General features: G+C 32.7%; 1 pseudogene. It reads left to right on the top strand.

Features of this window, described 5'->3' with window-relative positions:
* Positions 1-539 (top strand): annotated as a pseudogene (locus B371_RS20860) (hypothetical protein); the annotation flags it as partial.

The raw sequence follows: 539 nt of genomic DNA, 5'->3' as shown, positions 1-539 counted from the left end.
AGTACACCGACTTATACAATTGAATTTCCTTTGCATATTCCAGCTTGGCAACACCATCGGTTGGAAAAGAAATTCAAAATTGCTAGAATGGTCTACAATTCTTGTCTAGGTGAAGCACTAAAAAGACATAAATACGTTAAAAACGATAAGAAGTATCGTACACTTCTTAATGAACCTAAATCAAAAGAACGTGATAAACAACTAGCTGATATTCGTTTAGCTTATGACTTTTCTGAGTATGGGATACATAATTTCGTGAAGGCTGTGCAAGGAAAATTTAAAGAACATATTGGTAGTTTTGAAGCTCAAAAGTTGGCAACAAGAGCCTTTCAAACAGTTGAAAAACTACATTTTGGCAAATCAAAAAAAGTGCATTTCAAAAATTTGAATGATGATATCTCTGTTGAAAATAAATCTAATACCACTGGTATGAGATATAAAGATGATCATATTCTTTGGGGTGATAAACCAACAAAGAAAAATCCTAAACCTAAGAATTGGTTATGTATGCCGATTTCACCAAAGGCGAAAGATGAATA

This window comes from Paenisporosarcina sp. TG20 (assembly GCF_000286315.1).
Classification (GTDB): Bacteria; Bacillota; Bacilli; order Bacillales_A; family Planococcaceae; genus Paenisporosarcina.
This window is presented reverse-complemented; position numbering and strand designations above follow the sequence as displayed.